This is a genomic window from Streptomyces sp. NPDC056503 (assembly GCF_042794995.1).
Taxonomy (GTDB): Bacteria; Actinomycetota; Actinomycetes; order Streptomycetales; family Streptomycetaceae; genus Streptomyces.
Genome location: NZ_JBHTST010000085.1, coordinates 1 through 18341, shown reverse-complemented (window position 1 = coordinate 18341; position 18341 = coordinate 1). Strand labels below are relative to the sequence as shown.

The window sequence follows — 18341 nt, the reverse complement described above, 5'->3', positions numbered from 1 at the left end:
GGATGTTCCCCACTACCTCCCGGTATCCGTTCACAGTGCGGCCATGGACGCCATGGATCACGCCCCTTCGGCCACCCCGAAGGCGCTCGCCACCGAAGCCGTGCACGCCGGCCGGGAAGACCTCGCCGCGCTCGGGCTGCACGCCCCGCCGCTCGACCTGTCCACCACCTACCCCTCGTACGACGCCAGGGCGGAGGCCGCCCGGATCGACGAGTTCGCCGCCACCGGCGCCCGCCTCGACGGCCCGCCCGTCTACGCCCGGCTCGACAACCCCACCGTGGCCCGCTTCGAGGAGGCCCTGGCCCGGCTGGAGGGCACCGAGGCCGCCGTGGCCTTCGCGAGCGGCATGGCCGCCCTGACCGCGGTCCTGCTGGCCCGCGCGAGCCAGGGCCTGCGGCACGTCGTGGCGGTCCGCCCGCTCTACGGCTGCAGCGACCACCTCCTGGACGCCGGGCTGCTCGGCACCGAGGTGACCTGGACCGACCCGGCGGGCGTCGCCGACGCCATCCGCCCGGACACCGGTCTCGTGATGGTGGAGTCCCCGGCCAACCCGACCCTGGCCGAGGTCGACATCCGCGCCGTCGCCCACGCCGCCGGCTCGGTCCCGCTCCTGGTCGACAACACCTTCGCCACCCCGGTCCTCCAGCGCCCGGCCGGCCTCGGCGCGCGGATCGTCCTGCACAGCGCCACCAAGTACCTCGGCGGGCACGGCGACGTCATGGGCGGCATCGTCGCCTGCGACGAGGAGTTCGCCCGCGAGCTGCGCCGGGTCCGGTTCGCCACGGGCGGTGTGCTCCACCCGTTCGCCGGCTACCTGCTGCTCCGCGGGCTCTCCACCCTCCCGGTCCGGGTGCGCGCCGCCTCGGCGACCGCCGCCGAACTGGTGCGCCGCCTGGCCACCGACCCGCGGATCGCCCGCGTCCACTACCCGTCGATCGGCGGGGCGATGGTCTCCTTCGAGGTGTACGGCGACCCGCACGAGGTGATCGCCGGGGTCAGGCTCATCACCCCGGCGGTCAGTCTCGGCAGCGTCGACAGCCTGATCCAGCACCCCGCCTCCATCAGCCACCGCATCGTCCAGGAGGGCGACCGCCGGGCCGCCGGCGTCAGCGACCGGCTGCTGCGGATGTCGGTGGGCCTGGAGGACGTCGAGGACCTGTGGCGCGACCTGACCCAGGCGCTCAGCGCTCGCTCCGCCGAGCCTGCGGCTGCGGCTGCGGCTGCGGGCGCTCACCCCGGCGCGGTGCCGGCTCCAGCCGGGCGGTGATCACCAGGGTGCCCTCCTCGATCTGGTAGTCGAGGGGCAGGCTGAGGGCTCGCATCGCCGCGACCATGCCCGTGTTGGACGCCTGGGTCACGGCGTAGACGCTCTCGCATCCGGCCTCCTCGGCCATCGCCACCAGGCGGCCGAGGAGTTCGGAGCCGATCCCCCGCCGCTGCCAGTCGTCCTCGACCAGCAGGGCCACCTCGGTCTCGTCGCCGTCCCACAGCAGGTGGCCGAGGGCGACGAGCCGTCCGGAGGCGGTCTGCACGGCGAGGGTGCGTCCGAACCTGGGGCTCAGCAGATGGTCGAGGTACCGGTCCGCGTCCCCGACCGGCCCGTGGTAGCGCAGCCCCAGGGTGCGGGCCGAGCAGCGGTCGTGCATGGCCCGGGCGGCGGGCAGGTCGCGCTGGTCGGCGCGGCGGACGGTGATCTCGTTCCCCTCGGGCAGGGTGAGCACGTCCTGGCTGCGGGGGACGCGGGGGCCGAGCCGCGCGTCGAGTTCGACGAGCGCGCGGGCCCGGGCGAACTCGGTGGGGGTGAAGGGGAGGTAGGGCCGTTCGATGAGGAGCGTGCCCCCGCCGGGGTCGCGCAGCTTCATCACGGTCTCCTCCAGGACGCCCTCGACGGGGGCCTGTTCGCCGGTCGGCCGGCCGGTCAGCGAGACGGCCGGGATCGAGTGCAGGGTGCACCGGCCGAGGAGCTGGCGCAGCGCGAGGGGGAGTTCGGCGGCGTCGAGCGCGGTGCGGGTGGCGAGGCCCAGGAGGCGGGTGGGGGTGTCCACGAGGTCGTGGGCGTCGGCCCGTTCGGTCCAGGTGTCGCGCCCTCCGGCGGCCGCGGTCTCGCGGACGAGGTCGGCGGCGGAGAGGCCGGCCGGGGCGCGGAGCAGGAACTCGTCGACCGTTCCCTCCGTCAGCGGGTGCGTCTGGAGGGTCAGGATGTCGACGCCGAGCCGGGCGAGCACGGTGCACAGCGCGGCCAGGCTTCCCGGGGTGTCGTCGACCGTGGTCCTCAGCCGCCACAGCACGGTCCCGGCGGCCTCGGGCGTGCCGTCGGGTGTCGGGGCCGTGGCGGGTGGGGCATGGCTGTGCCTCCGTGCCCACCAGGTGTGGAAGCCCGCGGTGGCGACCAGCGCGATCGCCGAGAACACCAGGAGGTAGGGGCCGTCGGGCCCCTTGACGATGGTCTTGGCGATCGTGTCGGCCACCACCACGGCGGTGAACAGGGCCGCGAGTTCGATTAGGTCGTTGCGCCAGTGGTGCGGGCGGCGGGTGCTCTTCGAGGACGTCACGTCGGTCATGACCTCACTGTGACCGAGCGGTGTTGCGTGATCACGAACGCTCTGTGACTGGCGGGTTAAGTGGCGATCTGGAGGATTTCTGACCGATTCAGGACGTTTCTGTCTTGCATTGATCGGTGCTCCGACGGAGTTCGTTCCCCGGCGGAGCCCCTTCCCCCGCGGAGCCCCTTCCCCCGGCCACGCCCCCCGGCCACGGACCCCCCGGCCACGCCCCCCGGCCACGGCCCGCCGGCCCCGGCCGCGGCGTCAAGGACGGCGTCCGTCACGCGGGTTCGCCCCGGGCCCGCTCACCGGCGGCCGAGCGCCTCCGCCGTCCGCCGCAGCCCCTCGTCGATCACCGACGGGGTCAGATGCGCGTACCCGACGACGAGCCGGACGGCCCCGTCCGCGGGTCGCGCCGACCCGTACTCCTCCAGCGGGCGCAGGGCCACACCGGCACCCGCCGCGGCCTCCAGGAGCCGCCCGACCGGCCCGTACCGGGCCGGCAGACACGCGATGACGTGCAGCCCCGCCGCGATGCCCGTCACCGACGTCCCCGGGAAGTGCCGTTCCAGCCCGGTCAGCAGGGCGTCGCGCCGCTCGCGGTAGGCACGCTGGCAGCGGCGGAGCTGCCGGTCGTAACCCCCGCTCGTCACCAGGTGCGCCAGTGCCGCCTGGTCGAGCGCCGGATGCCCGAGGTCCATGGTCCGCTTCCGCTCGACGACCTCGTCGACGAGCGCCCCGGGCAGCACCATCCAGCCGAGCCGCAGCCCCGGCGCGAGCGACTTGCTCACCGAGCCCGTGTACACGACCCGCTCGGGATCCAGCCCCTGGAGCGCGCCGACCGGCGCCCGGTCGTACCGGAAGTCGCCGTCGTAGTCGTCCTCCAGCACGTGACCGTCCACCTCCCGCGCCCAGTCCAGGAGCAGCCCGCGGCGCTCCGCCGACCACGCGATCCCCGAGGGGAACTGGTGCGAGGGCGTCACCACCACGGCCCGTACGCCCGCCCGCGCGAGCGGTCCGGGCCGCAGCCCCTCCTCGTCGAGCGGCAGCGGGACCGTCTCCAGCCCGGTCGCCGCGAAGAGCCGGCCGTGCTCCGGACTGCCGGGATCCTCCACGCCCACCCCCCGGTGCCCCCGCGCCCGGAGCACCGTCCCGAGGAGCGTCGCCGCCTGCGCCACTCCCGAGCACACCACCAGCCGGTCCGGGTCGGCCGCCACGCCCCGCCGCCGGGCCAGCATCGCCGCCAGCGCGGAGCGCAGCACGGGCAGTCCGCGCGGATCCGGATAACCGAGCGCGCTGTGCGGCAGCCGGGCGAGGACCGTCCGCTGGGCCGCCGCCCAGGCCGCGCGCGGGAAGAGCGACAGGTCGGGGGTGCCGGGCCGGAAGTCGGTGACCACCCCGGGGGCGGGCGCCGCGGGACCGCCCGGCCCGGCGGGCGCGGCCGCCCGGCCCGTACGCGCCGTGCCGCCGACCCAGGTGCCGGATCCCCGGTCGCTGCGCAGGTAGCCCTCGGCGGTCAGCTGCTCGTACGCCTCCGTGACGAGGCCGCGGGAGACCCCCAGGTCCGCGGCGAGCGCCCGGCTCGACGGCAGCCGGGTGCCGGCCGGGAGCCGCCCGGAGCGCACCGCCTCGCGCAGCGCCTCCTGCAGGGCGCGGCCGCGCCGGCGCGCGGGCGCCCCCGCCGCCGGGAGGAGCAGCTCCCACGCGGGCTGCGCGCCGGCGTCCCGGGCCGGCGGTCCGGCCGCGGCCGAAGTGGTCCCCGATGGCGTCATGGAAGTGGACCTTAACCGGGACCGCCCGGCTCCCTAGCGTCGGGACCATGAACACGAACGCCCTGCGCGGGGTCCTGGTCGTGACCCTCGCCTACGCCCTCGTCGGAGCCTCCTTCACCGCCAACGGCCTGCTCGGCGACTATCCGTACGCGGGCGGGCAGGCCCTCCGGTACGGCGCCGCCTGCCTCCTTCTCCTTCCGCTCCTCGGCCGCGGCGGGCTCGCTCCGCTCCGGCTGCTCGACGCCGGCCAGTGGGTGCGGATCGCGGTCCTGGCCGGAGTCGGCATGGTCGGCTTCAACCTGGCCGTCCTGGCGGCCGAGCGCACCGCCGAACCCGCCGTCCCCGGAGTCGTCGTGGGCTGCGCGCCGATCGTGGTGGCCGTCCTCGTACCGCTGCTGGAGGGCAGGCGGCCCGCGCCGCCCGTGCTGTACGGGGCGCTGCTCGTCGCCGCCGGTGCCTTCACCGTGCAGGGCTGGGGGCGCACCGACCTCGCGGGGCTCGGCTGGTCGGCGGCGGCGCTGGCGGGCGAGGTCGGGTTCACGGTGCTCGCGGTGCCGGTGCTGCGCCCGCTCGGGCCCCGCCTGCTCACCGTCGCCGTCTGCGGGGTCGGCGCGGTCGAGGCGGCGCTGCTCGGGCTCGCCGTGGACGGGGCCGGGTTCGTGCGGATGCCGACCGGGGTGGAGACGGGGGCGCTGCTGTGGCAGGCGGTGCTGGCGACCGTCGTCGGGTTCGTCCTCTTCTACATGGGCGTCCAGCGCATCGGTATGGAGCGCGCCACGCTCTATACCGGTGCCATCCCCGTGGCGGCCGCACTGAGCGCGGCCGTGGTCGGGCAGGCGACCCTCGGACCGCCGCAGGCGGCCGGTGGCCTGCTCGTCGGAGCCGGGGCAGCGCTCGGGACCGGGTTGCTGACCCGCCGACGGGCGCCGGCCGGGTCAGCCGGTGGCGCTGCCGTCGAGGACGACGCGGGCGACGAGCGCGGGATCGTCGTTCATCGGCACGTGACCGCAGCCGGGCAGCCGCACCAGGCGCGCGCCGGGCACGGTCCGCTTGGCGCGGACGCCCTGGCGGCGGAGGAGCAGCCGGTCCCGGCTGCCCCAGGCGATGGTGACCGGCAGGGACGGGAGGTCGTCGCGGAAGAGGACGGCGCGGCCGGCGGCGAGGGTCTCGTGGAAGCCGGTGGCCTCGCGCAGCGCCAGCGTCTCGGCGACGGCCGCCTCGGGTGAACGGCGGCCGGGCCGGGCGTAGATGGTGCTGGTGAGCACGGTGCGGCCGGCCGGGGTCCGGGAGAGCCGGTTGATGAGGGGGACGGGCAGCGCCAGGGCCGAGGCGCGCATGGCGCGCAGCGTGGCGAAGGCGTACCGGCGCTCGCTCTCGGACCAGAACCCGGCGGGGGAGAGGGCGGTGACCGAGCGGACCGCCTTCTCGCGGCCCAGCTGGAGGGCGAGCAGTCCGCCGAGCGAGTTGCCCGCCACGTGCGGCCGCTCGGCGCCGACGGCCGCGCAGAAGGCGGCGAGCACGGGCGTCACGGTCGACAGGTCGTAGGCGCAGCCGGGCGGGAGGCCGTCGGAGGCGCCGAAGCCGGGCAGGTCGACGGCGATGACGTCGCGCTCGGCGGCCAGGACGTCGAGGACCGGTTCCCAGGCCTGCCAGTGGTGCCCGATTCCGTGGAGCAGGAGCAGCGGCTCGCCCGCTCCGCGGCGTTCGTACGCCAGAGACGTGGTGCGGCGGCCCCGGGGGGTCTCGAACTCGAACGCGATCCGTGCCGGCATGGAGGCTCCCTCGTACATCCTCTTAGACGTCCCGTCAGCAAGGATTACCGGTCGGTAGCCGCGAGTTCAAGAGCCCTGCGCGAAGTGCCGCCCCGGACGCGCCCCCGTCCGCCGCCCGCCCGCCACTCGTCCCGTCAACCACCCCGTCACCCACCCCCTTCGCCCCGCCCGCCGACCCGGCAGGCGGGGCTTCCGGCTTCGCGCGCCTCACGAAGGTGCGAACGTCCTGTGAACGATCAAGGTCAGAGGGTCACATTTCCGGACGTTCGGCAGAGGATTGGTCTTGACCAAGGGGGTGGCTCGCCTTATGGTCGCAGAGTTAGTGCAGGAACCTTTAATAAACAAGGGCGCGGAAACGCCGCGGGACACGGCGAATTGCGGAGGACAGGGTGGGGACCACGCAGCTGGAATCGGTCCAGGAACCGAAGTACCAGCACCTCAAGACGGTGATCGGCGAAGCTCTCGACTCCGACTTCGCGGTCGGCGAGATCCTGCCCAACGAGCGCGAGCTCGCGGCCCGCTTCGGCGTCGCCAGGGCCACGCTCCGCCAGGCCCTCGAACAGCTGGAGCTGGAAGGACGCCTCCAGCGCCGGCGCGGTGTCGGCACCACGGTCGCGCCCCCGCGCGTCGGTGTCGACGTCTCGACCACGCAGCAGGCGTGGCCCGGTGTCGGAGACGACGCCTGGCAGGCCCAGGACTCCGTCCTCGGCACGGCGCCCGCCGCCGTCGCCCGCCTCCTGGAGACCCCGGCCGGCGAGTCCGTGCACGTGGTGCGCCGGGTGCGGCTCGGCCAGGGGCAGGCCGTCGCCGCCGAGCTGCTGTACGTGCCCGCCGCCTCGGTCGCCGGGCTCACCTCCGACGACGCCCCCGACGGGACCGCCGGCGCCCGCGCCGTGCTGCGCGAGCTCCAGCACCTCGCCCTCGACGGCCAGGACCGCTCCGTGGAGCTGGGCTCCGCGCGCGCCGACGACGCCCGGGAGCTCGACCGTCTGCCCGGTTCGCCGGTGCTGGTCGTGACGACCCGTTACCTCTCCGGAGGCCGTACCGCGGCCGTCTCGGTCGCCACGTACCGCGCCGACACCTGCCGCCTCACCTTCGGCGACTCCGTCGACCTGGCGATGGCCTCCTGACCGGCGGCCGCACCACGAGCCTCGACACGAAGACCCGGCCTCCCGAGGCCGGGTCTTCGCGCGTTTCCCGAGGAAGCGCCTAGCGGCGGGCCGTCACGCTGCCCTCGACCGCGAACAGCTGCTCCTCGACGTGGTCGAGGGCCAGTCGCAGCGCGCCCGTGCCGACGGCGGCCTCGCCGAGCAGGGAGAGCACCACCCGCGGCGGGCGGAGGCAGAACCGCGCCAGTTCCTCGCGGAGCGGCTGGAGCACCCCGTCCAGGCCGGCCGCCCAGCCTCCGACGACGACGAGTTCGGGATCGAGCGCCAGGACGAGCGCGCCGACGTCGTGCACCAGCCGCTGGATGAAGCGCTCCACGGCGGCCTCGGCCCGCGCGTCGCCCTTCTTCGCCAGCGCGAAGACCTCCGCCACCGCCTGCTCGTCCAGCGGATGCAGCGGCTCGTCGGTCGTCGACAGGAGGTGCTCCGGCGTCACCCCGCGCCCCAGCAGGTGCAGCGCGCCGATCTCGCCGGCCGCCCCGCCGTAACCGCGGTGGAGCCGGCCGCCGATCATCGAACCGGCCCCGGGGCTCAGCCCGGCGAGGACGAAGACGATGTCGTCGGAGTCGGTCGCGGCGCCCTTCCAGTGCTCGGCGACGGCCGCCGCGTTGGCGTCGTTCTCCACGATCACCGGGCAGCGGAAGGAGCGGCGCAGCCGCTCGCCGAGCGCCAGGCCCGTCCAGCCGGGGAGCGCGGTGCCGAGCCTGACCGTGCCGTCGGCCTCCACGATGCCGGGGGTGCCGACGCCGACCGCCCGCAGGTTCGACCGGGGCACCCCGGCCCGGCGCAGGACGTCGGCGACGACCAGGCGTACCTTGTCGAGGCGCTCGTCCTCGGGCGCGGTCTCCGACACCTCGCGCGCGCCGGCGCCGATGATCCGGCCGTCCAGGCCGGAGAGGAGCGCGGCGACGCGGTGCGGACCGATCTCGATCCCGAGCAGATGGCCGGCCTCGGCCCGGAAGCGGAAGCGGCGGGCCGGGCGGCCCTGACGCCGGGCCTCGCCCTCCTCGGGCGCCACCTCGACGACCAGACCGCCTTCGATGAGGCCCTCGACGACGCCTTCGACGGTCGGCCGGGACAGACCGGTGATCCGGGTCAGGTCCGTGAGGGTGCGCGCGTCGGAGCCCCGCAGCGCATGGAGTACCACCGCGGAATTGATCCGCCGCAGCAGAGACGGATCCCCGCCGGTCAGCCGCCCCACCCTGTGTCCTCCCAGCTCGTGCCCGTCTCAGCCGGATGGTACTCAATGGTTCCGGAGGCGGCGACAGTCGCCCCCGGCCCGTGTCCGGGACGTGTCCACGCCGAGATCATCCGGGTGGTCCGGTGTGGTCCGGCCGTCGGTGACGGACGGTCCGCCGGGCGGGCGCGGAGGGGGAGGAGCCGCCGCTCCGGCTGCTCGCCGTCGGTCACCGGGGCGGATCCGCCGTAGGGGCGGCCGGCGGCAGGCCCGCGGCTTCCCTCAGGCGGGCGTACTCCGCGGCCATCGTCTCCGTCGTCCAGTGCGCGTTGAGACCGCTCGGATTGGGCAGCGCCCAGATCCGCGTCGCGCCGATGGTCCGCTCCTGCGGGCCGATCGCCGCCTTCGGTTCGCCGAAGGCCGTGCGGTACGCGGTGACGCCGACGACCGCCAGCCAGCGGGGCTCCAGCCGCCGTACCTTGCGGGTGAGGAGACGGCCGCCCTCGACGTACTCCTCGCGGCTCAGCTCGTCGGCGCGCGCGGTCGGCCGGGCGGCGACGTTGGTGATGCCGAGCCCGTACGCGAGCAACTCGTCCTGCTCGTCGGGGCGCAGCAGGCGCGGGGTGAAGCCGGCGAGGTGGAGGACCGGCCAGAAGCGGTTGCCCGGACGGGCGAAGTGATGACCGGTGGCGGCCGTCATCAGGCCCGGGTTGATGCCGCAGAAGAGAACGGCGAGGCCGCCCTCGGCCACGTCGGGGACGACGCGGTCGCGGGCGGCCTCCAGTTCCTCGCGGGTGAACCGGCGGGTCCGGGTCAGAGGATGGCCCCGGGGGTGTAGGCGGCGGCCTCCGGGTGCTGCTTGAGGAGCTCCTCGATCCGGGAGACCACGGTCGCGACCTGGTCGGCGGCGGCACCGGTGAAGGAGAGCTTGTCCGCCATCAGCTCGTCGAGCTGCGCGCGGTCCAGCGGGATGCGCTCGTCGGCGGCGAGCTTGTCGAGCAGCTCGTTGCGCTCGACGCCCTGCTCGCGCATGGCGAGGGCCGAGGCCACCGCGTTCTCCTTGATCGCCTCGTGGGCCAGCTCGCGGCCCACACCGGCGCGGACCGAGGCCATCAGGACCTTGGTGGTGGCGAGGAAGGGGAGGTAGCGGTCGAGCTCGCGGGCGACGACGGCCGGGAAGGCGCCGAACTCGTCGAGCACGGTCAGGAAGGTCTCCAGGAGGCCGTCCAGCGCGAAGAACGCGTCGGGCAGGGCCACGCGGCGGACCACGGAGCAGGACACGTCGCCCTCGTTCCACTGGTCGCCGGCGAGCTCGCCGGTCATCGAGGCGTAGCCGCGCAGGATGACCATGAGGCCGTTGACGCGCTCGCAGGAGCGGGTGTTCATCTTGTGCGGCATCGCGGAGGAGCCGACCTGGCCGGGCTTGAAGCCCTCGGTGACCAGCTCGTGGCCGGCCATCAGGCGGATCGTCTTGGCGATGGACGACGGCCCGGCGGCGAGCTGCACCAGCGCGGTGACCACGTCGTAGTCGAGCGAGCGCGGGTAGACCTGGCCGACCGAGGTGAAGGCGTGCGCGAAGCCGAGGTGGCCGGCGATCCGCTGCTCCAGCTCGGCGAGCTTGCCGGCGTCGCCGCCGAGCAGGTCGAGCATGTCCTGGGCGGTGCCGACCGGGCCCTTGATGCCGCGCAGCGGGTAGCGGCCGAGCAGCTCCTCCAGGCGGGTGAAGGCCACCAGCAGCTCGTCCGCGGTGGTCGCGAAGCGCTTGCCGAGGGTGGTGGCCTGCGCGGCGACGTTGTGCGAGCGGCCGGCCATGACCAGCTCGCCGTACTCGGCGGACAGCTTGCCGAGGCGGGCCAGGACGGCGACCGTACGGTCCCGGACCAGCTCCAGGGAGAGGCGGATCTGGAGCTGCTCGACGTTCTCCGTGAGGTCACGGGAGGTCATGCCCTTGTGCACGTGCTCGTGGCCGGCGAGGGCGTTGAACTCCTCGATGCGGGCCTTCACGTCGTGCCGGGTGACCTTCTCGCGCTCGGCGATGGAGCCGAGGTCGACCTGGTCGAGGACGCGCTCGTAGTCGGCGATCGCCGCGTCCGGCACCTCGATCCCGAGGTCCTTCTGGGCACGCAGCACGGCGAGCCACAGCTGGCGCTCCAGCTTCACCTTCTGCTCGGGGGACCAGAGGACGGCGAGCTCCGCGGAGGCGTAGCGGCCGGCCAGGACGTTGGGGATACGGGGCTTCACAGTCGCAGCAGTCACGTGTCCAGAGTTTACTGGTGATTTCTGCAGGCCAGCGCCGTCGTCCCGGCTGGAGCTTGCTACGAGACCCAGGTCACGTGCCCTCCGGTGCCCGTCACCGGGTCAGACCTCGGACCGGGTCTCGTACGGCAGCAGCTCGGGCCGCTTCGCCGGGCGGCCGTCGCCGGAGGAGCGCCCGGTGAGGCGGCGGCCGATCCACGGGCCGAGGTGCTCCTTCGCGAACCGGGCGTCCGCGGCGCGCCGCGTCGCCCAGCCAGGCCGCGCGGTGGCGGGCAGCGGCTCCCGCCAGTCGTGCTCGGGGGCGAGGCCCAGTGTCTGCCACACCGCCTCGGCCACCCGCCGGTGGCCGTCGGCGGTGAGGTGCAGCCGGTCCACGTCCCACATGCGGGGGTCGGCGAGGGCGGGAGCGGCGTACAGGTCGACGACGAGGGCGCCGTGCCGGGCGGCCAGCCCGTCGATGTGGTCGAAGAGCTCCTCCATCCGGGGGCGGAAGCGCTCCAGGACGGGACCGTTCCGGCCGGGGCTGCGCATCAGGACGAGCTGCCCGCAGGAAGGTGTGAGGTGTTCCACGGCCTCGGTCAGGAGGTCCTTCACGCGGACCATGTCGACCTTGGGCCGGAGGGTGTCGTTGAGCCCGCCGACGAGGGTGACGACATCGGCCTTCATCCCTGCGGCCAGGGCGACTTGCTCCTCGACGATCTGTCCGATGAGCTTTCCGCGGACCGCGAGGTTCGCGTACCGGAAGCCCGGCGCGCGCGCCGCGAGCCGGCCCGCGAGGACGTCCGCCCACCCCCGGTAGGAACCGTCGGGCCTCAGGTCCGACATACCCTCGGTGAAGCTGTCCCCGACGGCGACGAGACTGTTGTACGTGGCATTGATCTCCATGGCGGAGCCGATCATACCGTGCGGTATGCGCGGGTGCCGTGGAGAACCCGGGAGGGGAAACCCGATGAGCGACGCGCTCCTGAACGCCCTGGCCGAGGCGCTGGCCGGGCTGGCGACCGCGGTCGAGACCAGCGACGAGGACGACCTCGACCCCGACACGGCCGTGAGGTGGCTGGAGGAGACCGGACACGTCCTCGCCGGACTCGGCGCCGCCGACCGGCACGCCCTCGACGGGCTCTTCCGGGCGGCCGCGCTGCGGCAGCCCCCCGGCCCCCGGCGCGAGGAGCTGCTCCTGGTCTCCGGCGGTTTCGGACTGGACGAGGACCCCCACCTCGCGGCCGTCGACGCCGTCGCCGACCACGCCCGGCGGTACGCGGACACCGTCCGCGGCGCCGACCCGGCGACGCCCGTGCCGACCTGCCCCGGCTGGACGCTGGGCGACCTGACCCGCCACCTCGGCACCGTCCACGGCTGGGCCGAGCACCTGGTGACCACCCGCCCCGCCACCCGTGTCCGTGCCGGGGACCTCGCCCTCGACCCGCCGGACGCCCCCGCCGCGCACCCCGGCTGGCTCGCCGCCCGCGCCGAGGGCTTCACCGCGGCGGCCCGCGCGGCCGACCCCGGGGCACCGGTCTGGTCGCCGGGCGCGGAACCGTACGTGCGCCACTACCCGCGCCATGTCCTCGCCGAGACGGTCGTCCACCTCGCCGACGCCGAGATCGCGCTCACCGGCGCGGCGGGGCCGCTCGACCCGGGCACGGCCGCCGAAGCGCTCGACCACTACCTCGCCACCGCGCCGTACGTCCCCCGGATCGCCGAACCGCTCGCCCACCTCGGCCGCGACGGCGAGGTCCTGCGCCTGGACGCGCGGGACAGCGGCACCGTCTGGACGCTGGTGCTCGGCGGGGGCGGCTTCGCCTGGAGCCGGGGGAGCGGCGGCACCGGGCCGACGACGACCGTGACGGCGGACGCGGGCGAACTGCTCCTCCTGCTGCACCGCCGGTACGACGCCGACGACCCCCGTTTCGCCCTCACCGGCGACCGCGGCCTCCTCGCCGACTGGCTCGCGGCCGGCGCGCTCTGACGGGGAAGGGCCCCGGGAACCGAGTTCCCGGGGCCCTTCGTGCCGGACGGCGTCACGGCGTCACGGCGTCACGGCGCCGAGGGGCGCCCCACCAGTTCGCGCAGGACGTCCTCCATCGTCACCAGGCCGGCGAGCTTGCCGTCCTCGTCGAGGACGCCGGCCAGGTGGGTCCGGCCGCGGCGCATCGCCGTCAGCACGTCGTCCATCGGCGTCGCCGCCCGCACCCGGGCGATCGGCCGCAGCGCCGACACCGGGAACGGAAGGTCGCGCGGGGTGATGTCCAGGGCGTCCTTCACATGGAGGTAGCCCAGGATCCGCCGGTCGGAGTCCACCACCGGGAAGCGGGAGAAGCCCGACTCGGCGGAGAGCGCCTCCAGCTCCTCCGGGGTGGTGCCCACCCGTGCGTACCGCACCTTCTCCACCGGCATGACCACGTCCCGGACCGGGCGGCGGCCCAGCTCCAGGGCGTCGTGCAGCCGCTCCGTCGCGCGGTCGTCGAGCAGACCGGCGTCGCTCGCGTCGGTGACCATCCGGGCCAGCTCGTCGTCCGAGAACGTCGCCGACACCTCGTCCTTCGTCTCTACCCGCAACAGCTTCAGCAGCGCGTTCGCGAAGGCGTTGATCGTGAAGATCACCGGTCGCAGGGCGCGGGCCAGGGTGACGAGCGGCGGGCCGAGGATCAGCGCCGTCTTCGCCGGCTCGGCGAGCGCGATGTTCTTCGGGACCATCTCGCCGAGCAGCATGTGCAGGTACGTGGCCACGGTCAGCGCGATCACGAAGGAGATCGGGTGGACCAGGCCGTGCGGCACGCCGAGGGCGTCGAAGACCGGCTCCAGCAGGTGCGCGATGGCCGGCTCGGCCACGATGCCGAGCACCAGGGTGCACAGCGTGATGCCGAGCTGCGCGGCGGCGAGCAGCGCCGAGACGTGCTCCAGACCCCAGACGACGCTGCGGGCGCGCCGGTCGCCGGACTCGGCGAGCGGCTCGATCTGGCTGCGCCGGACCGAGATCAGGGCGAACTCGGCGCCGACGAAGAAGGCGTTCACGATCAGCGTGAGCAGACCGATCAGCAGCTGGATCGCGGTCATCGGTGGTCCTCCCCGGTCTCGTCCAGGTCCTCGGGAAGCGGCGCGTGCATCAGCACCCGCGCGGCGCGGCGCCCGGAGGCGTCGACCACGTCGAGGCGCCAGCCGCCCAGCTCCACGGTGTCGCCGACGGCCGGGATACGGCCCAGGTCGGTCGCGAGGACGCCGGCGAGCGTCTCGTACGGCCCGTCCGGCACCTTCAGGCCGATGCGCTCCAGCTGGTCGGTGCGGGCGGCTCCGTCGGCCGACCACAGGGCGCGGCCGTCCTCGTCCGCTCCGGCGCGCGCCAGGTCGGGGGTCTCGTGCGGGTCGTGCTCGTCGCGCACCTCGCCGACGACCTCCTCGACGATGTCCTCCAGCGTCGCGACGCCGGCGGTGCCGCCGTACTCGTCGATGACGACGGCCATCGTCTGCTTGCCGGACAGCCGGTCGAGCAGCTTGTCCACGGTCAGCGTCTCGGGCACGAGCAGCGGCTCGCGCGCGATGTCGCCGACGCGGCGCAGCCGCCGCTGCTCGGCCGGTATGGCCAGGACGTCCTTGATGTGGGCGATGCCCACGACCGTGTCGAGGTTGCCCCGGTAGACGGGGAAACGCGAGAGGCCGGTGGCCCGGGTGGCGTTCGCGACGTCCTCGGCGGTGGCCTGGACCTCCAGGGCGGTCACCTGGACGCGCGGGGTCATCACGTTCTCGGCGGTCAGCGCCGCGAGGTTCAGGGTGCGGACGAACAGCTCGGCCGTGTCCGCCTCCAGCGCGCCCTCCTTCGCCGAGTGGCGGGCGAGCGCCACGAGCTCCTGGGGGGAGCGGGCGGAGGCCAGCTCCTCGGCCGGCTCCATGCCGAGGCGGCGCAGGATCCGGTTGGCGGTGTTGTTGAGGTGGCTGATCAGCGGCTTGAACGCGGCGGTGAACACGCGCTGCGGGGTCGCCACGACCTTGGCGACCGCGAGGGGCGAGGAGATCGCCCAGTTCTTGGGGACCAGCTCGCCGACCACCATGAGGACCACGGTGGACAGCGCCGTGCCGAGGACCAGGGCGATCGAGGAGGCCACGGAGGCGGAGAAGCCGAGCGCCTCGACGGGGCCCTTGATCAGCGCGGCGATCGAGGGCTCGGAGAGCATGCCGACGACCAGGTTGGTGACGGTGATGCCCAGCTGGGCGCCGGAGAGCTGGAACGTGAGCGACTTGACGGCCTTGAGCGCGCCGGCCGCGCCGCGCTCGCCGCGCTGCACGGCGGCTTCGAGCTCGCCGCGTTCGACGGTGGTCAGCGAGAACTCCGCCGCCACGAACGCGCCGCACGCGAGCGAGAGCAGCAGCGCCACCAGGAGCAGAAGCACTTCGGTCATCGGTTCACCTCCGTCCCATGATCAGTCAGCGGGGCACGGAGTGCGCGATGTCGGGTACCGCGAAGTCGGCTACTGGGAGGCTCGCCCATGGGCGGACGTTCACACCTTTCGGTCGTCTCGGTCGGTCTCTTGCCCGTCCGAAGGAGATCCCATGGTAAAGGATCGGCAAAAGCGGTCGGCCGGTCGCCCCGTGGAGGGATCGATCACCCCGTGGAGGGGTCGGTCACCCCGTGAAGGGCTTCACCCAGCGGCGCCACCGCTCCTGCCGCTCGTACCCGGCCGCGCCCCACACGTGGTGCGCCCGCTCGTTCTCCTCCAGGACCATGGCGTCCGCGCGGCGCCCGCCCAGGGCGGCGAACCGTTCCTCCGCCGCCGTGAGCAGCGCCTTCGAGATACCGCGCCTGCGGTACGGGGGGAGCACCGCCAGCCGGTAGAGCGAGGCCCGCCAGCCGTCCCAGCCGGCGATCACCGAACCGGCGATCCGGTCGCCGTCCACGGCGAGGATCAGCGCCTCGGGGTCACGGTCGAGGAGGCGCCGCACCCCGTCGAGGTCGTCCGAGATGGAGGTGCCCTCGGCGGACTCCCGCCAGAAGGCGAGGACGGCCTCGGCGTCGGCGGGCACGGCGGCGCGGATCTGTATCCCGATCATGGCGGGATCCCATCACGCGGGTACGGGACCCGGCCAGCGCGTTCCGCACCGTGGACCGGGCCGCTCCGCCGCGGACCTCAGCCCGTGACGAAGCAGAACTCGTTGCCCTCCGGGTCCCGCATCACCTGGAAGGAGCCCTGCTCGTCGGTGACGGGCCCGCCGACCCGGACCGCGCCGAGCCCCGCCACCCCGTCGGCCGCCGCCTCCGGATCGTCCACCTCGACGTCGAGGTGGAGCCGGTTCTTCACGGCCTTGCCCTCGGGCACCCGCTGGAAGGCGATGCGGACGAATCCGGGCGGGTCCACGTACGACCAGTCCGGGCTCCGGTCGACGGGCTCCCCGCCGAGGAGCCCCGCCCAGAACCGGACCAGCGCGGCCGGATCACCGCAGTCGTAGACGAGCTCCTGTACGTGTGCGCGCATCCCCTCACTCTACGGAGAAGAGGGGAACGCCCTGCCGTCAGGCGCCCGCCGCGCGGGCGAACGCCTCCGCGTCCCACGTACCGCCGAGCGCCGGGGCCAGCCAGTCGCCCGCCGTCGCGCGGAAGACGGCCGGGTCCAGCGCGCCCGAGCCCTCCGGCACCGCGCCGAGCAGCGGCGCGCCGGCGGACTCCGGCAGGTCGGCCAGATTGCACAGCGCCGCGAGGTCCGGCTCCGCCGGCCAGCTGCCGACGACCACGCCGAGCTGCTCGATCCCGCGCGCCCGCAGCGCCTCGCCCGTCAGGGCGGCCGGGTTCAGCGTCCCGAGCCCCGCGGGCGTCACGACGAGGACGGGCGCGCCGAGCAGCCGCGCCACGTCGGCGAGCGTGCCCCCGTCGTCGTCGAAGCGGACGAGCAGGCCGCCCGCGCCCTCGACGAGCACCAGGTCGTGCTCCGCGGCGAGCGCCCGTGCCGCCTCCGCGACCCGCTCGGGTCCGACCTGGGGCATGCCCGCGCGCCGGGCGGCCGTGCCCGGGGCGAGCGGCTCCGGGTAGCGGGCCAGCTCGGCGGAGGTCTTCGCGCCCGAGAGCCGTACGACCTCGTCCGCGTCACCCCGCTCGTCGGGCGTGAGCCCGGTCTGCGCGGGCTTCAGGACCGCGACCGAACGTCCGGCGGCGGCCGCCGCGGCGGCGACGGCCGCCGTGACGACCGTCTTGCCGATCTCCGTCCCCGTCCCGCTGACGACGACGATGCCCATGCTGTTCCTCTCTGTCCGTCAGCCCGCGGCCGCGGCGGCGCGTACCGCCGCGCAGATCCGGGCCAGGTCGGCGTCCTCGGTCACGTACGGCGGCATCGTGTAGACGAGGTCCCGGAACGGGCGCAGCCACACGCCCTCCCGGACCGACGCCCGGGTCGCCGCCGCCATGTCGATCTCGTGGTCGAGCTGGACGACGCCGATCGCGCCGAGCACCCGCACGTCGCGGACGCCGGGGATGGACTCGGCGCCGGCGAGGCCCTCGCGCAGCCCGCTCTCGATCCGCTTGACCTCCAGCGCCCAGTCCTGCGAGAGGAGGAGGTCGATGGAGGCGCAGGCGACGGCCGAGGCCAGCGGGTTGCCCATGAACGTCGGCCCGTGCGCGAGCACGGGCACCTCGCCCTGGGAGATGCCGTCGGCCACGGCGGAGCTGCACAGGGTCGCCGCCATCGACAGGTAACCCCCCGTCAGGGCCTTGCCCAGGCACATCACATCGGGGGACACCCCGGCCTGGTCCGCCGCGAACAGCGTGCCCGTGCGGCCGAAGCCGGTCGCGATCTCGTCGAAGACGAGGAGCACGTCGTGCGCGTCGCACGCCTCGCGCAGCACCCGCAGATAGGCGGGGTCGTGGAAGCGCATGCCGCCGGCGCCCTGCACCACCGGCTCCACGATCACCGCGGCCAGTTCGTCCGCGTGCCGCGCGATCGTGGCGCGGAGGAGTTCCGCGTACGACTCCTCGTACGCCACCGGCGGCTCGTCCACGAAGACCTGCCGCTGGAGCACGCCCGACCACAGCTGGTGCATCCCGCCCTCGGGATCGCACACCGACATCGGCTGCCAGGTGTCGCCGTGGTAGCCGCCGCGCCAGGTCAGCAGCCGCTGCTTGCCGGGCCGGCCGAGCGAGCGCCAGTACTGGAGGCACATCTTGGCCGCGACCTCGACCGCGACGGAGCCGGAGTCGCTGAGGAAGACGTGCCGCAGCGGCTCGGGCGTGATCTCGACGAGCCGGGCCGCGAGCCGCACGGCGGGCTCGTGGGTGAGCCCGCCGAACATGACGTGGCTCATCCGGTCGAGCTGGCCGCGCGCCGCCTCGTTGAGCACCGGGTGGTTGTAGCCGTGCACGGCCGACCACCACGAGGACATGCCGTCGATCAGCTCGGAGTGTCCCTCCGCCGGCTCCGCGAGGCGCAGGCGCACCCCGGAGGCGGACTCGACCACCAGCGGCTCCGCACGGCCCGGCATGGGGCCGTACGGGTGCCACACGTGCGCCCGGTCCAGGGCGATGAGTTCGTCGTTGCGCATCGTCGCCCGTTACGCGTTCGGGGCGAGGTCCGTGCCGGCCCCGCGACGGCGCACCGCCACCAGGTCGGTCCGGGCGTCGGAGGCGGCGGCGGGCACCGCCGCCGGGGCCTCGGCGTGGCCGCCGCACGGACCGCAGC

General features: G+C 74.6%; 16 protein-coding genes and 1 pseudogene. 4 read left to right on the top strand and 13 right to left on the bottom strand.

Going from position 1 to position 18341, the window contains the following annotated elements; all coding sequences use genetic code 11:
• The first annotated feature begins 43 nt into the window (after positions 1–43).
• The gene (locus tag ACFQ8C_RS23800) at positions 44–1267 is read left to right on the top strand and encodes a trans-sulfuration enzyme family protein (RefSeq protein WP_383461013.1); all 1224 of its coding nucleotides are present in this window, start codon (positions 44–46) and stop codon (positions 1265–1267) included.
• On the opposite strand, the gene ACFQ8C_RS23795 is transcribed toward ACFQ8C_RS23800, so the two are convergent.
• Together ACFQ8C_RS23795 and ACFQ8C_RS23790 are read right to left on the bottom strand one after the other, a co-directional pair.
• Positions 1182–2561, bottom strand: coding sequence for a GNAT family N-acetyltransferase (locus ACFQ8C_RS23795; RefSeq protein WP_383461011.1), 1380 nt, complete (start codon positions 2559–2561; stop codon positions 1182–1184). The two genes, ACFQ8C_RS23800 and ACFQ8C_RS23795, sit on opposite strands and share 86 nt — an antisense overlap.
• Before the next feature lie 287 nt (positions 2562–2848).
• On the bottom strand, positions 2849–4315 hold the full coding sequence (locus ACFQ8C_RS23790) for a PLP-dependent aminotransferase family protein (protein WP_383461009.1): 1467 nt from the start codon (positions 4313–4315) through the stop codon (positions 2849–2851).
• Between ACFQ8C_RS23790 and ACFQ8C_RS23785 the strand changes: the two are divergent.
• Positions 4306–5199: pseudogene (locus ACFQ8C_RS23785) on the top strand (DMT family transporter); the annotation flags it as partial. The gene ACFQ8C_RS23790 and the pseudogene ACFQ8C_RS23785 overlap by 10 nt on opposite strands.
• 51 nt (positions 5200–5250) lie before the next feature.
• Here ACFQ8C_RS23785 and ACFQ8C_RS23780 read toward each other — a convergent pair.
• Positions 5251–6087 carry an alpha/beta fold hydrolase gene (locus tag ACFQ8C_RS23780; protein ID WP_383461006.1) on the bottom strand — a complete coding sequence of 279 codons (837 nt, stop codon included), beginning with the start codon at positions 6085–6087 and terminating at the stop codon, positions 5251–5253.
• A gap of 389 nt (positions 6088–6476) precedes the next feature.
• Between ACFQ8C_RS23780 and ACFQ8C_RS23775 the strand changes: the two genes are divergently transcribed.
• Complete coding sequence (locus ACFQ8C_RS23775) at positions 6477–7217, top strand: GntR family transcriptional regulator (protein WP_383461003.1); 741 nt, start codon at positions 6477–6479, stop codon at positions 7215–7217.
• 79 nt (positions 7218–7296) lie between these two features.
• Here ACFQ8C_RS23775 and ACFQ8C_RS23770 read toward each other — a convergent pair whose 3' ends face one another.
• The 4 genes from ACFQ8C_RS23770 to ACFQ8C_RS23755 all read right to left on the bottom strand — a co-directional run bounded on the left by ACFQ8C_RS23770 (position 7297) and on the right by ACFQ8C_RS23755 (position 11571).
• Positions 7297–8454, bottom strand: coding sequence for an ROK family transcriptional regulator (locus tag ACFQ8C_RS23770; RefSeq protein ID WP_383461000.1), 1158 nt, complete (start codon positions 8452–8454; stop codon positions 7297–7299).
• A 205-nt stretch (positions 8455–8659) separates the two neighbouring features.
• Entirely contained in the window at positions 8660–9181 is a 522-nt protein-coding gene (mug, locus tag ACFQ8C_RS23765) for a G/U mismatch-specific DNA glycosylase (protein WP_383460997.1), read from the bottom strand.
• 62 nt (positions 9182–9243) lie between these two features.
• Positions 9244–10686, bottom strand: a complete 1443-nt coding sequence (purB, locus tag ACFQ8C_RS23760; protein ID WP_383460994.1) for an adenylosuccinate lyase — start codon at positions 10684–10686, stop codon at positions 9244–9246.
• A gap of 102 nt (positions 10687–10788) precedes the next feature.
• Positions 10789–11571 (bottom strand): SGNH/GDSL hydrolase family protein, encoded by a 783-nt coding sequence (locus ACFQ8C_RS23755; protein WP_383460991.1) that lies wholly within the window; start codon positions 11569–11571, stop codon positions 10789–10791.
• Between the two features lie 64 nt (positions 11572–11635).
• On the opposite strand from ACFQ8C_RS23755, the gene ACFQ8C_RS23750 reads away from it, so the two are divergent.
• Entirely contained in the window at positions 11636–12655 is a 1020-nt protein-coding gene (locus ACFQ8C_RS23750; RefSeq protein ID WP_383460989.1) for a maleylpyruvate isomerase N-terminal domain-containing protein, read from the top strand.
• Positions 12656–12723: 68 nt separating this feature from the next.
• Here ACFQ8C_RS23750 and ACFQ8C_RS23745 read toward each other — a convergent pair whose 3' ends face one another.
• From ACFQ8C_RS23745 to ACFQ8C_RS23720, 6 genes are all read right to left on the bottom strand, one after another.
• Complete coding sequence (locus ACFQ8C_RS23745) at positions 12724–13743, bottom strand: hemolysin family protein (protein ID WP_383460987.1); 1020 nt, start codon at positions 13741–13743, stop codon at positions 12724–12726.
• On the bottom strand, positions 13740–15080 hold the full coding sequence (locus ACFQ8C_RS23740) for a hemolysin family protein (protein ID WP_383460984.1): 1341 nt from the start codon (positions 15078–15080) through the stop codon (positions 13740–13742). The genes ACFQ8C_RS23745 and ACFQ8C_RS23740 overlap by 4 nt, the downstream gene beginning before the upstream one ends.
• A 223-nt stretch (positions 15081–15303) precedes the next feature.
• Complete coding sequence (locus ACFQ8C_RS23735) at positions 15304–15729, bottom strand: GNAT family N-acetyltransferase (protein WP_383460981.1); 426 nt, start codon at positions 15727–15729, stop codon at positions 15304–15306.
• Between the two features lie 77 nt (positions 15730–15806).
• Positions 15807–16151: a VOC family protein gene (locus tag ACFQ8C_RS23730; protein ID WP_383460979.1), complete on the bottom strand. Its 345-nt coding sequence runs from the start codon at positions 16149–16151 to the stop codon at positions 15807–15809.
• Between the two features lie 37 nt (positions 16152–16188).
• Entirely contained in the window at positions 16189–16905 is a 717-nt protein-coding gene (bioD, locus tag ACFQ8C_RS23725; protein WP_383460976.1) for a dethiobiotin synthase, read from the bottom strand.
• Between the two features lie 18 nt (positions 16906–16923).
• Positions 16924–18204 (bottom strand): adenosylmethionine--8-amino-7-oxononanoate transaminase, encoded by a 1281-nt coding sequence (locus tag ACFQ8C_RS23720; protein ID WP_383460974.1) that lies wholly within the window; start codon positions 18202–18204, stop codon positions 16924–16926.
• Positions 18205–18341 lie beyond the last annotated feature (137 nt).

Coding starts and splice junctions, on each gene's coding strand:
- ACFQ8C_RS23800 (WP_383461013.1), top strand. CDS start 44: ATGGACGCCATGGATCACGCCCCTTCGGCCACCCCGAAGGCGCTCGCC.
- ACFQ8C_RS23795 (WP_383461011.1), bottom strand. CDS start 2,561: ATGACCGACGTGACGTCCTCGAAGAGCACCCGCCGCCCGCACCACTGG.
- ACFQ8C_RS23790 (WP_383461009.1), bottom strand. CDS start 4,315: ATGACGCCATCGGGGACCACTTCGGCCGCGGCCGGACCGCCGGCCCGG.
- ACFQ8C_RS23780 (WP_383461006.1), bottom strand. CDS start 6,087: ATGCCGGCACGGATCGCGTTCGAGTTCGAGACCCCCCGGGGCCGCCGC.
- ACFQ8C_RS23755 (WP_383460991.1), bottom strand. CDS start 11,571: ATGGAGATCAATGCCACGTACAACAGTCTCGTCGCCGTCGGGGACAGC.
- ACFQ8C_RS23750 (WP_383460989.1), top strand. CDS start 11,636: ATGAGCGACGCGCTCCTGAACGCCCTGGCCGAGGCGCTGGCCGGGCTG.
- ACFQ8C_RS23745 (WP_383460987.1), bottom strand. CDS start 13,743: ATGACCGCGATCCAGCTGCTGATCGGTCTGCTCACGCTGATCGTGAAC.
- ACFQ8C_RS23740 (WP_383460984.1), bottom strand. CDS start 15,080: ATGACCGAAGTGCTTCTGCTCCTGGTGGCGCTGCTGCTCTCGCTCGCG.
- ACFQ8C_RS23735 (WP_383460981.1), bottom strand. CDS start 15,729: ATGATCGGGATACAGATCCGCGCCGCCGTGCCCGCCGACGCCGAGGCC.
- ACFQ8C_RS23730 (WP_383460979.1), bottom strand. CDS start 16,151: ATGCGCGCACACGTACAGGAGCTCGTCTACGACTGCGGTGATCCGGCC.
- bioD (WP_383460976.1), bottom strand. CDS start 16,905: ATGGGCATCGTCGTCGTCAGCGGGACGGGGACGGAGATCGGCAAGACG.
- ACFQ8C_RS23720 (WP_383460974.1), bottom strand. CDS start 18,204: ATGCGCAACGACGAACTCATCGCCCTGGACCGGGCGCACGTGTGGCAC.